Genomic DNA, 11,860 nt, shown 5'->3' on the forward strand with positions numbered 1-11,860 from the left:
CAGTGAAAAAGTCTTGTATTTAAAAGTGAAGGTGGAATTTGAAAACTACAATTTTTGTATTCTCTTGACGTTTTAAGTTTTGAGAAGATAGGACCGGAAATTGAAGACAGCAGTTTATCGGATGAAGCATGTGAACAAGGATGGTTTACAGGTGCAATGGTTGGTATTTGTTGTCAAGATATGACTGGAGATGCTATTGCAGCAGACTTTGATTGGTTTAAATACAATACATCTATAGAAAGATAATAAGTGAAATTGGACAATTATAATTTACACTCAGTTGTTGGGGGAGGTAATATTTCTCCAGTAAAAGCTTGACAACTGAGTAAATTCCCAAGATACAGTTCATTCATTGTAAATCATTCATTCTTTTTAATTATCAACAAGCCAAAAGGATTCTTCTCTTTGATTGAAATTGTATTTCTAATTGAAAAGAAAACCACTCTTCAACCTTTTCAATTTCCCTTATTTCAGTTTTTAGGGGGAAAGAGAAATGGGAAATTTGAGTGATTACAGCCTAGTGAAAGGGTTAACAGCCTTAGCTTTTGTCTTTGCTAAGGCCTGATTTTTATATTTGGAACGAATGGTCCTTCACTATATTTCTCTAGAATATTCCACAGCTTCTATTAACAAATCGACAATATGCATAGCACGTACTTGGTCTGAAATTCCTTCACGTTCAATACCGAGCTTCATCTGCAGTAAGCAGCCGGGATTGGCGGTGACAATTGTTGTCGCTTGTGTTGCTTGTGCTTCTTCCATTTTATGATCTAAAATTTGCATGGACATTTCTGATTCCACAATGTTGTAAATACCAGCTGAACCACAGCATCGGTCTGCGTCCTTCATTTCCCGGAATTCGACTCCTTCAATTGATTTTAGTAAAAGGCGGGGTTCGAAAGAAGTTCTCATAACATTTCGTAAATGACAAGAATCTTGGTATGTGATAACTTGTGTCGGCAGCTGTAGTGGCTTTTTATGAAACTCTAGGTCGACAAGGATAGAGGAAATATCCTTCAGCTTGCTAACAAAGGTTTGAGAGCGATCCTTCCAATCATGATCATCTTTTAACAGATGATCATAATCAATAAGGAAGGCACCACACCCACCTGCATTTGTAATAATATAGTCTGCATTTAAATCTTCAAACGCTTGAATATTCCGTTTTGCTAATACCTTTGCTCCGTCTTTTTCCCCGCTATGACCGTGGAGTGCTCCACAACAGGCTTGGTTCTTAGGAATAACAATCTCACAGCCAGCTAATTGCAAAAGCTTCATTGTTCCATTGTTTGTGTCTAAGAACATCGTATCCATCAAGCAACCAGAGAAGAATGCTACACGTTTTTTAAGAGAGCCTTTTGCTTGAAGATGGGTGGGACGGTTTTTCATTTCCTTTTTCGTTGGCACATTAGGAAGTACTTTTTCCATTGTAGCAAGATGATCGGGCAGTAAGTTTAAGATTCCTGTTTTACGAGCTATCGTCTGTAAACCTGAACGCTGGTACAAACCAAGAAAGCCAGTTGCCATGATCATTCTGTTTTGGTAAGGAAAAAGCTCATTAAATACAACTTTCCGTACTGCTCGAATAGGTAGGGAATGTTTTTTATTTTGGTTGATGATATCCCGGGCTTCTTCGAGTAAACGTCCATAATTCACCCCTGATGGGCAAACAGGCTCACATGCTCTACAGCCAAGGCAAAGTTCTAATGATCGTTCAACATCTTCATCAGGTTCAATTAGTCCATCTGCAACAGCCTTCATAAGTGCGATGCGTCCGCGTGGTGAATGGGACTCTTTAAAACCTGACTCCACGTAAGTCGGGCATGAGGGTAAACAAAATCCGCATCGCATACAATTTAGTAGTTCATCCTCATCCATGCGTTCTTTAAATTGTTGTTGAATTAGATTGCGTTCTTTCGTTGTTGTCATTTTGATACCACCACTCGTTTACGAGATTCTTTTGCAAATACTTTACCAGGATTCATAATGTTATTGGGGTCAAATGCATCTTTTATTGCTTTCATTGCTGCAATTCCTTCTTTTCCAAGTTTAAGTTCAAGATAAGGTGCTTTCATAACCCCAACACCATGTTCTCCTGTAATTGTTCCGCCAAATTCAACGGCTTTTTTAAATATTTCTTCAAATGCTCGTTCAACACGTTCAATTTCTTCATGGTTTCTTGAATCAGTAAGACATGTAGGGTGGAGGTTTCCATCACCAGCATGCCCAAATGTACAAATGTTGACTTGGTAGGTTTCTGCAATTTCGTTAATCGCTCGTACCATCTTAGCTATTTCAGAACGTGGTACAGTTGCATCTTCTAAAATGGTTGTTGGCTTCAAACGAGCAAGAGCAGAAAGGGCAGAACGTCGCGCTGTACGAAGGGCCATTGCTTGTTCCTCCGATTCAGCTACTTGAACAGATACGGCATTTTCCATTGAACAAATGTCAGAAATACGTTTTATATCACGTTCAACTTCCTTTTCAGGTCCATCTTGTTCGATTAATAGAACAGCTTGTACATTTGTTGGTAAGCCTATTTTTGCAAAGTCTTCCACAACCTGAAGGGTAGGTTGGTCAAGAAATTCCAGTGTAGTAGGAATAATTTTGCTTGCTATAATGTTAGAAACAGAACGTGCAGCTGCTTCAAGATCTTGGTATAAAGCAAGAATTGTTTTCTTCGTTTCTGGCATAGGAATTAATTTTAGAGTTGCTTCAGTAATGATGCCTAATGTTCCCTCAGATCCAACAAATAAACGTGTTAAATCATACCCTGCTACATCCTTTGCTAGTTTTCCTCCAGTCCGAATAATATCTCCGTTTGCTAATACAATTTCAAGTGCCATTACATAATCACGTGTGACCCCGTATTTTAACCCGCGTAAACCACCTGAATTTTCGTTAATGTTTCCACCTATTGTTGAAATTTTCATCGAGCTTGGATCAGGTGGATAGAATAAGCCTTTTGCCTCTACCTCAGTGATCATATCGAGTGTAACAACTCCAGGTTGAACGGTAACTGTCAAGTTATCTTCATCGATTTCTAAAATGTTGTTCATATGTTTAAACAAGATGACAAGGCCACCTTCAGTGGGACAGGTTCCTGCACAAAGATTTGTACCAGAACCTCGTGGGACAATCGGGACTTTATACTCGTTACAAAGTTTCACTATCTCAGAAACCTCTCTTGTATTACGGGGAGAAATCACCCCGTCTGGCATTGATTGAAACTGTGGAGTAGCATCATATGAGTAAACAAGTCTCTCTGCGTTTGAATCATCATAGTAGTCTGCACCTACGATTTGAATTAGTTTTGTTTTGAATTGTGGAGTTATCATCTATTTTTCACACCTTTAACCGTTTTGTTTTCTTTACTATTTCTACTAAAATATGATTCTTTGTAAATGTGTTCAAACTCATATAGAAATTTGAAATAATATTTCAAAAGTATTATAGTATAATTAAAATAAAAAATCAAAACAGAAAATATTGTGTGAGGTGTTTAGTCAATGAAATATTCCATATTAGCAGTAGATCTTGACGGTACTTTATTAAATAAAGAACATGAAATAGATTTGGAAACCATTGAAGCTATTCATGAGTTTCGCGCCAAAGGTGGAAAAGTTGTTATTTGTAGTGGCAGAACTGCTCTTTCAACAAGGTGGATTGCTGAAACAATAGGTTTAACAGATCCGATTATAGCCTATAATGGTGCAGTTATTCAGTCAAATAATGGGGATATCATTGAGAAATTTCTTTTCAATAAAGATGTCATAAGTGCTTTTTTGGATTTTTGTCAGTCATTCGGAGTATATGCACATTTTTATGAAGGAGACACGATTCTCATTCCTGAAAAAAATCGTTGGAATGATAGCTGGGTCGAGAAAAACATTTTACCTTTGGCCAGATCAGGAGGAAAACAGAATGTGTGCCAAACGTACCGGGATCAATGTGGTGTAAAATTGGTTACCGATTTAAATCAACATATTGAAGTAAATAAGCCTGAAATAATGAAGATTGCGGTGTTTCATGAGCAAGATTCACTTTATGAATTTGCAAAGAAGCTAGAGGATCAAACGGAAGATTATGAGATTTCCACAAGTCTTGATTATGCAAATCTAGAAATTTCGCCTTTTGGTGTTTCAAAAGCACAATCTTTAGCAATAGTAGCATCTCATTTACATGTGCCTTTATCAAAAGTTGCTGCGATTGGAGATAATTATAATGATTATAAAATGCTAAAAACAGCAGGACTTGGAATTGCAATGGGGAATGCTCCTGAAAAGGTTAAAGGAGCTGCAGACGTCATAACTGATACAAACCAACAAGCTGGAGTAGCTAAAGCGATTAAAAAATACCTATTATAGAAGAAAGTGTGCCTAAAATTAAAATTTAATTTTAGGAATAAAAAAATGAGTTGAAATTAAATTTCAAACTTTGTATACTGAAGCTAGAGCGTACATCACGATAAATGGAGGCAAAATTAATGGATCATAAACTTACTTTATTAACAACAGAATCTCGTAACGATCAAACCATGCATATAGATACAGCGGATACATCAGAAATACTACGAATTATGAATGAAGAGGATCAAAAAGTTGCAATAGCTGTTCAAAAAGTCCTTCCGGATGTTGAAGTTGCAATAAAATATTCCTTTGAATCTTTAAAAAATGGAGGGCGTCTTATTTACATTGGAGCTGGCACTAGCGGAAGACTCGGTGTTTTAGACGCGGTTGAATGTCCTCCAACATTTAGTACCGCTCCTGATTTAGTACAAGGGATTATGGCTGGAGGAGAGAAAGCGTTTGTAAAAGCTGTTGAGGGTGCAGAAGATAAAGAGGAGCTTGGTGAGCAGGATTTAAGAGCGATCGAACTTCAATCAAAAGATACCGTGATTGGTATTGCTGCAAGTGGACGTACACCATATGTTATCGGTGCACTTAAATATGCAAAAAGCATTGGAGCGAAGGCTGTTGCATTGTCATGCAATGAAAATTCACCAATTAGCATGGTTGCTGATCATAGCATTGAAGTCGTTGTTGGACCTGAGGTGTTAACAGGATCAACGAGATTAAAAGCAGCAACTGCTCACAAAATGGTCTTAAATATGATCTCGACAACAACAATGGTTCATCTTGGAAAAGCATATGAAAACTTAATGGTAGATGTTCATGTAAGTAACTTTAAGTTAAAAGAACGCGCAACAAATATTATCAAAAAAATAACGAATGTCTCATACGAGAAAGCGAAGGAGACATTGGAACTTGCAAACAATGAAGTGAAAACTGCCATTGTTATGCTAATGGTTGAGACAGATTATGAAAAAGCTACAAACCTTCTTAAACAAGCGAATGGATATGTTCGGACAGCCATTGAACTGAGCAAATAGAAAAGGAGAGTCATCATGGCAACAGGCGGATTAAATATGATTAAAAATGTTATACCTCAGCTTCCTGAATCCGAGCGGAAAATTGCTACTTATATTTTAGAGCATCCCGATGATATCTTAAATTGTACTGCTGGTGAACTAGGAGCTATGGCAAATTCCAGTAGTGCAGCAGTTATTAGGCTGTGTAAATCACTAGGGGTGAAAGGATTTCAGGAATTGAAGGTTAGAGTTGCTGGAGACTTAGTCAAGCCAGTTGAACAAGGATATCGGGATATTGAACCAGATGAAACAATCCAATCCATCGTTCAAAAGACGACAAGCAATAGTATTCAAAGCTTGAGTGATACGTCTGAAATTATTAACTATGAAGAGCTTGAGCGTGCTGTCGCTATGCTCCTTGAAGCAAAGAACGTACATTTCTTTGGCATTGGTGCATCACATATTATTGCAATGGATGCTCAGCAAAAGTTTCTGCGAATTAATAAAGGATCAACAGCGTTTACAGACGCTCATCTTGTTGCAACATTAATCGCAAATGCGGATAAAAATGATGTTGTGTTCGGCATCTCTTTTTCAGGTGAAACAAAAGAGGTGATGAACGTCCTTTCATTAGCGAAAGAAAGCGGCGTCAACACAATTGGTTTAACAAAATATGGACAATCAACTGTTTCATCATTAGTGGATATTTGCTTATATACATCCTATTCAAATGAAGCACCGTTTCGAAGTGCTGCTACATCTTCACGGCTTGCTCAGTTATACGTGATAGATATGCTGTTTTTATGTATGGCAACTAAACAATATCAAGATACCGTCAATTATATTGACAAAACGAGAGAAGCTATAAAATTTTTAAAAGAAAGCAAATAAAACTTATTCACTAGTCTCTTGTTAGACTAGGTTCTCAACATAAAAAATAATAACGTTTTCATTTATTGGATAGCTTGTAAAGGAAAAAGGGGGATTTGAAATGTCTGGGGAAAATCAGATGTTAGCTAAGAAACTATTAGAACAACTTGGTGGGGCTGAGAATATTGAATCATATACTCATTGTATGACTCGTCTTCGTGTCACACCAATAGATGGTTCACTGGTTAATAAAGAATCGCTTAAAAAGATTGATGGTGTAATGGGTCTAGTTGAACAAGAAACATTACAAATCATTTTGGGTCCAGGGAAGGTTAACAAAGTAACAGAAGAGTTTGGAAAGTTAATTGAAGGTTCTGGGGGAATCGACTTAAAAGAACGTGCAGCCCAGAAAAAATCAGAGTTGAAAGAGAAAAATACAACTCCATTTAAAATGTTCTTAAGACGAATCGCAAGTATTTTTATTCCGCTTATTCCAGCCCTTGTTGCATCTGGTTTAATAACGGGTATAACTAAGGCGATTGTTCAGGCGGGTTGGTTGCCGGCAGAATCACAAATAGCTACCATTCTATCTACAATCGGGGGAGGTCTTTTCGCTTACCTCGGAATTTTAGTCGGTATTAATGCTGCGAAGGAATTCGGTGGATCACCAGCGTTGGGTGGTTTAGCAGGAATATTGATTATTAATCCTGCAGTTGCAGGTATTAGTCTCTTTGGTACAGAATTAGTGCCTGGCCGAGGTGGATTAATTGGTGTTTTATTTGCTGCTATTTTCATTGCAATGGTGGAAAAGCGTGTTAGACGATTTATTCCTCAGTCACTTGATATTATCCTTACACCAACAATTGCTTTATTGATTACAGGTATTGTCACTTATATTGTATTTATGCCGATTGGTGGAATAATCTCTGATGGAATAACTAAAGGATTGCTTGCAGTATTAGATATGGGGGGAATTGTAGCTGGATTTGTATTAGGCGCGACCTTCCTTCCTCTTGTTGTTACCGGTTTACATCAAGGTTTAACACCTGTTCATTTAGAGCTTATTAACTCAATTGGCGATGATCCGCTTCTTCCGATCTTAGCGATGGGTGGTGCTGGTCAAGTTGGTGCAGCATTTGCGATTTATATGAAAACGAAAAAAGCCCGTTTAAAACGAGCAATAGGCGGCTCGCTTCCTTCTGGCATGCTGGGTATTGGTGAACCACTTATTTTCGGTGTAACACTGCCGCTTGGCCGTCCATTCTTAACTGCGTGTTTAGGAGCAGGAATTGGAGGAGCATTTCAGGCTTACTTTAACATTGCAACGATCGCAGTTGGTGTTTCCGGATTACCGCTGACATTCCTAGTGCATGCACATCAAATTGTTTTATACTTGATTGGCTTACTCATTGCTTATGTAGCTGGATTTATCTTTACGTATTTAGTTGGTTTCAATGATAAGATGGCAGGTGAATTTGATTGATTGGCATCTCCTTTTATTTAAATGATCCATTAGCAGAACAACGAATTGTTGAAGCGTGTACCAAAGGTGTAAGGCGAGCATTTACTTCGCTTCACATCCCTGAAGAAAAGGGGGATCTTGTGAGTAGGGCAAAAAAATTGCTGAAAGTAGCACGGGATCATGGAATGGAAGTTTTTGCCGACGTGTCAATGAACACACCAAAACATTTAGGCATTCAAAGTCTACACGATTTATCTACACTTGGTGTTATAGGTGTTCGATTGGATGACTACTTTGATTTCGATATGATCATAGAGTTGTCAAAGCAATTTCATATTGCTCTAAACGCTAGCATTATTCTTGAAGAAGACATAAAAGCTTTAGTGGCAAACGGTATTGAATGTGAAAGATTGATTGCATGGCATAACTTTTACCCACGACGTGAAACAGGACTTGATGACGCTTTTTTCCTGCAACAAATGACTTTATTTCAAAGATTCAATATTCCTGTATATTCATTTGTACCGGGAAGAGGTGAGAAGAGAGGTCCAATATTTGATGGACTTCCAACGTTAGAGCGTCATCGTGATATTGATCCATTCGTATCCGCTGTCGAATTATACTCTCATGGAATATTCGATGTTTATATTGGTGACCCAGATGCAGGAGAAGATCTTTTGGAAGAATTAGTAAAATATGATGAGGATAAGATAGTTCCGGTGCGATTTCATTCGTCTGTTTTTCAAGAAGGAATATATCGTCCACGACCTGACTTTGCAAGAGATGTGATTAGGCTTATGGATACAAGAAAGGAAGAGCCTGTACCTCAGTACAACACAGTGGAACGACCTCGAGGATCAATTACGATGGATAATAGTGGATATGGACGTTATTGTGGTGAAGTACACATTACGTTACGGGACCTTCCTGCTGACGATCGAGTGAATGTAATTGGTCATGTCCATTCGGAAGATATTCCACTATTATCACTTCTGAAGCCAGGTCAATTCATGGAATTGAAACATATTAGAACATAAAAAGCTTGGTATTTACAAGTGGTTTGTGTGCATAATTTAAAACAAGGAAATTGTCGAAAGCCGAATTAATCTATTGATAAAGCAGTTAATCTACAAAGTAATATGTAGATTGACTGCTTTTATCGTTTATTACTCTCAACTACTTATTGTATCCACATACCAACATTACCCCAGTATTAGTCATGTTTTTGTTGCGCCCAATGAAGAACCATTATTTATAGAAAAATACATTTAATGTATCCTTATTATCAAGCGTTGCCAAGAGTACCTCTTTTACATTTGTTTGATAAAGGTTCTCTAATTGACTCGTAATCCACTTTTCATCCTTTTGCATTTCTTTTAACTCAGCAGTTAGAATGGTCCCTTCTTTAATGACAGTTCTTGGATGTGTAAACGGTTCTGTTTTAATTCCTAAAGTTTCATGAGTTACGCTTTGAAACTTGGGATCAAGGAAATAGGAAACTTTACCATCTGCCTCCCATGTTGCTAACACGACTTTTTTAACATCGTTAATCTGATTTTCTCGTAACTCTTCCAGTAGAACATCCAGGGAGATTCTTGCCTTTTTTAATCCTTCATAGATTATTTCACCGTCTTTTACTATCGTAACAGGTGGATTATTCACTAATTTTCGAAACCATGGCCACTTCAAAATCATAAAAACTCCGCTAATATACAATACCATTAAGACAGTTGTTGTGATGATCGATCCATTTAGCCCAAGATGCTCATCTGATAAGGGATGTGCAATGATGTTTCCTATAACAAGAGCGATTACAAAATCCAGAATTCTTAATTGTGATATCGTTCGCTGACCTAAAGCTCTTGCGAGGATTAGTAAAAAAATAAAACCTATTACGGCACGTAAAACCCATTCGAACCAGGCAAGACTGTCTTGGCTGCTGAAAAAATCCAACTTCCTACACATCCTATTCACAGAAACTTTACTTTTATTGTTCCTTGTAATGGAGCAAAAAACCATTATTTGAGTAACTTATGATCAATAATTAGTTAAATAATTTAATTATTAATACCAATTGAGAATAGTGAAGTGCGTATTTCTGTAAAAAATTTTTAAAAAGGGATAGACTATAAATGATTGGAGGGAGAATATGGATCGTTTAGATGAGTATATTCAACAAGGAATTCACGGACCACGAGAAATAAATCCCGATGAGCGAAGAAAGTTTTTAGGGACGTTGCGTGAAAGAGTTGTCGTCGTTCTTACGAAATCACAAGTCAGAGAGCCTGGTACATATAAAGAAGTGGAAGACCTAATGCAAAAAAACAGGCAGGCCACACTTTTTCTCAATGGAAATATGAACTACTCCTATCTTTCCGACTATATTAAACTAGCCAATAAAGTTGGAAACAAATTTTCACTTTCAACAAATAAAGAACATGATAGTGACTTGGGGCTTGTATTAGCATATGATCATGCCATAAACATTGAGGACATATACATATCAAAACAGGAGAAAACAGAACAAAAGAAAAAAGAAGAGCACAACGAAAATAGTGTTATTCGTTTTTTAAAAAATTATTTTAGGAAAGTTATAAAATGAAATCAAAAACCCACGTTTGTCCCAGATCATTTCGTCCGATCCATCCGTAATATATGGAAACAACCTATGGATGGAGATGGAATGAATTGGCAAAAAGATATCGAGGTAAAACATTAAAGTCACTGCCATCAAAAGGGAGAGGAACATGTCCCTTATGCGGAAAAACAAGAATTAAGCTCGTATATCCGCATCGAACAGAAACAAGTGAGCTAATAAAGGTTTGTAAATTTTGCAGGAATAAATAAAGAAAACTCGCTACTTGGCGGGTTTTCTTTATTTATTCCTGCAACTTTATTTTCTAAATAATCAAAATACTATATTTCGATTATAACGAGCATTTCCTCGAATAAGATAGTAATAAGCAATAAATGCTTAGTTTGAAGAAAGTGAGGGGGAAATCATGAGCTATATACAAGCAAATATGGCAGGAAGTATATGGAAGATTCTTGTGGATATTGATGATAAAGTAGAGGCTGGTCAAGAGGTTGTCATACTGGAATCAATGAAGATGGAGATTCCAATTACAGCGGATACAAAAGGTTGTGTCAAAAAGATTCTATTCAATGAAGGAGATTTTGTGAATGAAGGAGACAATTTAATTGAAATTGACTAGAAGGGAGGAGAAGGTTTGAAATGGCCGCAAGCTGTATCGATTAAAGAGGTTGGGCCACGTGATGGATTACAAAATGAAAAAACATTTATATCCACAAAAGATAAAGTAAAATGGATTGATCAATTGTCACTTACAGGTTTATCGTATATTGAAGTTACCTCATTTGTTCATCCGGAGTGGATACCAGCCTTAGCAGATTCAGAACAGGTTGCCAAAAATATAACGCGAAAAAAGGGTGTCACATATGCAGCACTGGTACCAAATCAAAAGGGATTGGAAAAGGCCGTAGAATCAAACATTGATGAAGTGTCTGTTTTTCTTTCTGTAAGTGAGACTCATAATAAGAAAAATATCAATAAATCAATTCAAGACACTCTGCCAATCTTGAAATCTGTCATCGATGATGCGAAATGTTCAGGAAAATCGGTTCGTGGGTATCTTTCTACTGTATTTGGTTGTCCATATGAGGGAGATATATCTTATGGGGATGTACTGAAACTGTGTGATGAGTTATTTGATATGGGAGTCTATGAACTTTCATTAGGTGACACTATCGGTGTAGCAACACCAAAACAGGTGGATGACTTATTAACTCTATTACTTAAGCGTTTTTCTGCTGGGCAATTTGCCATGCATTTTCATAATACAAGAGGAATGGCGCTTGCAAATGTAATCGCTTCCTTAGAAGCGGGGATCACCATTTTTGACAGTTCTCTAGGTGGACTTGGTGGCTGCCCGTATGCACCAGGAGCATCAGGAAATGTCGCTACAGACGACCTTTTATATATGCTCCATAAGATGGATATTCATACAGGAGTTGACATAAAAGAACTCCACAAAGCCGCTGCATTTATTCAAGAAAGAATCGGGAGGCTATTATCAAGTCATAGTTTACTAGTTCAATCAAAATGAAAAATCAGGACATTAAAGGAGGGATGGTCA

12 protein-coding genes are annotated in these 11,860 nt (G+C 37.3%); 9 read left to right on the plus strand and 3 right to left on the minus strand.

Annotated elements, in window-relative coordinates:
- The first annotated feature begins 54 nt into the window (after nucleotides 1-54).
- Nucleotides 55-246, plus strand: a complete 192-nt coding sequence (locus LC095_RS06880; RefSeq protein WP_226527463.1) for a hypothetical protein — start codon at nucleotides 55-57, stop codon at nucleotides 244-246.
- Between the two features lie 348 nt (nucleotides 247-594).
- Here the strand turns inward: LC095_RS06880 and LC095_RS06885 are convergent, their stop codons facing one another.
- Both LC095_RS06885 and glcD read right to left on the minus strand, forming a co-directional pair.
- Nucleotides 595-1,929 (minus strand): (Fe-S)-binding protein, encoded by a 1,335-nt coding sequence (locus LC095_RS06885; RefSeq protein WP_226527464.1) that lies wholly within the window; start codon nucleotides 1,927-1,929, stop codon nucleotides 595-597.
- Nucleotides 1,926-3,338: a glycolate oxidase subunit GlcD gene (gene glcD / locus LC095_RS06890; protein WP_226527465.1), complete on the minus strand. Its 1,413-nt coding sequence runs from the start codon at nucleotides 3,336-3,338 to the stop codon at nucleotides 1,926-1,928. Before glcD ends, LC095_RS06885 begins: the two co-directional genes overlap by 4 nt.
- A gap of 171 nt (nucleotides 3,339-3,509) precedes the next feature.
- Between glcD and LC095_RS06895 the strand changes: the two genes are divergently transcribed.
- The 5 genes from LC095_RS06895 (at nucleotide 3,510) to LC095_RS06915 (ending at nucleotide 8,740) form a co-directional block, all read left to right on the plus strand.
- The gene (locus tag LC095_RS06895; RefSeq protein ID WP_226527466.1) at nucleotides 3,510-4,367 is read left to right on the plus strand and encodes a Cof-type HAD-IIB family hydrolase; all 858 of its coding nucleotides are present in this window, start codon (nucleotides 3,510-3,512) and stop codon (nucleotides 4,365-4,367) included.
- Nucleotides 4,368-4,486: 119 nt separating this feature from the next.
- The gene (gene murQ, locus LC095_RS06900) at nucleotides 4,487-5,392 is read left to right on the plus strand and encodes an N-acetylmuramic acid 6-phosphate etherase (protein WP_413467465.1); all 906 of its coding nucleotides are present in this window, start codon (nucleotides 4,487-4,489) and stop codon (nucleotides 5,390-5,392) included.
- A 15-nt stretch (nucleotides 5,393-5,407) separates the two neighbouring features.
- Nucleotides 5,408-6,262 carry a MurR/RpiR family transcriptional regulator gene (locus tag LC095_RS06905; RefSeq protein WP_226527468.1) on the plus strand — a complete coding sequence of 285 codons (855 nt, stop codon included), beginning with the start codon at nucleotides 5,408-5,410 and terminating at the stop codon, nucleotides 6,260-6,262.
- Between the two features lie 100 nt (nucleotides 6,263-6,362).
- Nucleotides 6,363-7,724, plus strand: coding sequence for a PTS transporter subunit EIIC (locus LC095_RS06910; protein WP_226527469.1), 1,362 nt, complete (start codon nucleotides 6,363-6,365; stop codon nucleotides 7,722-7,724).
- On the plus strand, nucleotides 7,721-8,740 hold the full coding sequence (locus tag LC095_RS06915) for a MupG family TIM beta-alpha barrel fold protein (RefSeq protein WP_226527470.1): 1,020 nt from the start codon (nucleotides 7,721-7,723) through the stop codon (nucleotides 8,738-8,740). Before LC095_RS06910 ends, LC095_RS06915 begins: the two co-directional genes overlap by 4 nt.
- A gap of 211 nt (nucleotides 8,741-8,951) precedes the next feature.
- Here the strand turns inward: LC095_RS06915 and LC095_RS06920 are convergent, their stop codons facing one another.
- On the minus strand, nucleotides 8,952-9,656 hold the full coding sequence (locus LC095_RS06920) for a DUF421 domain-containing protein (RefSeq protein ID WP_226527471.1): 705 nt from the start codon (nucleotides 9,654-9,656) through the stop codon (nucleotides 8,952-8,954).
- Between the two features lie 196 nt (nucleotides 9,657-9,852).
- Between LC095_RS06920 and LC095_RS06925 the strand changes: the two genes are divergently transcribed.
- The 3 genes from LC095_RS06925 (at nucleotide 9,853) to LC095_RS06935 (ending at nucleotide 11,830) form a co-directional block, all read left to right on the plus strand.
- Entirely contained in the window at nucleotides 9,853-10,305 is a 453-nt protein-coding gene (locus LC095_RS06925) for a YueI family protein (protein WP_226527472.1), read from the plus strand.
- 400 nt (nucleotides 10,306-10,705) lie between these two features.
- A complete protein-coding gene (locus LC095_RS06930; protein WP_226527473.1) occupies nucleotides 10,706-10,918 on the plus strand; it encodes an acetyl-CoA carboxylase biotin carboxyl carrier protein subunit in 213 nt (70 codons plus the stop codon).
- Nucleotides 10,919-10,933: 15 nt separating this feature from the next.
- Nucleotides 10,934-11,830: a hydroxymethylglutaryl-CoA lyase gene (locus tag LC095_RS06935; protein WP_226527474.1), complete on the plus strand. Its 897-nt coding sequence runs from the start codon at nucleotides 10,934-10,936 to the stop codon at nucleotides 11,828-11,830.
- Nucleotides 11,831-11,860 lie beyond the last annotated feature (30 nt).

Origin of the sequence: Metabacillus niabensis, from assembly GCF_020524345.1 — a bacterium.
Taxonomy (GTDB): domain Bacteria; phylum Bacillota; class Bacilli; order Bacillales; family Bacillaceae; genus Metabacillus; species Metabacillus niabensis_B.

Bases quoted from the DNA above. Each gene is read 5' to 3' on its own strand.
- LC095_RS06885 (WP_226527464.1), bottom strand. From the start codon at position 1,929: ATGACAACAACGAAAGAACGCAATCTAATTCAACAACAATTTAAAGAA.
- glcD (WP_226527465.1), bottom strand. From the start codon at position 3,338: ATGATAACTCCACAATTCAAAACAAAACTAATTCAAATCGTAGGTGCA.
- LC095_RS06895 (WP_226527466.1), top strand. From the start codon at position 3,510: ATGAAATATTCCATATTAGCAGTAGATCTTGACGGTACTTTATTAAAT.
- murQ (WP_413467465.1), top strand. From the start codon at position 4,487: ATGGATCATAAACTTACTTTATTAACAACAGAATCTCGTAACGATCAA.
- LC095_RS06905 (WP_226527468.1), top strand. From the start codon at position 5,408: ATGGCAACAGGCGGATTAAATATGATTAAAAATGTTATACCTCAGCTT.
- LC095_RS06910 (WP_226527469.1), top strand. From the start codon at position 6,363: ATGTCTGGGGAAAATCAGATGTTAGCTAAGAAACTATTAGAACAACTT.
- LC095_RS06925 (WP_226527472.1), top strand. From the start codon at position 9,853: ATGGATCGTTTAGATGAGTATATTCAACAAGGAATTCACGGACCACGA.
- LC095_RS06930 (WP_226527473.1), top strand. From the start codon at position 10,706: ATGAGCTATATACAAGCAAATATGGCAGGAAGTATATGGAAGATTCTT.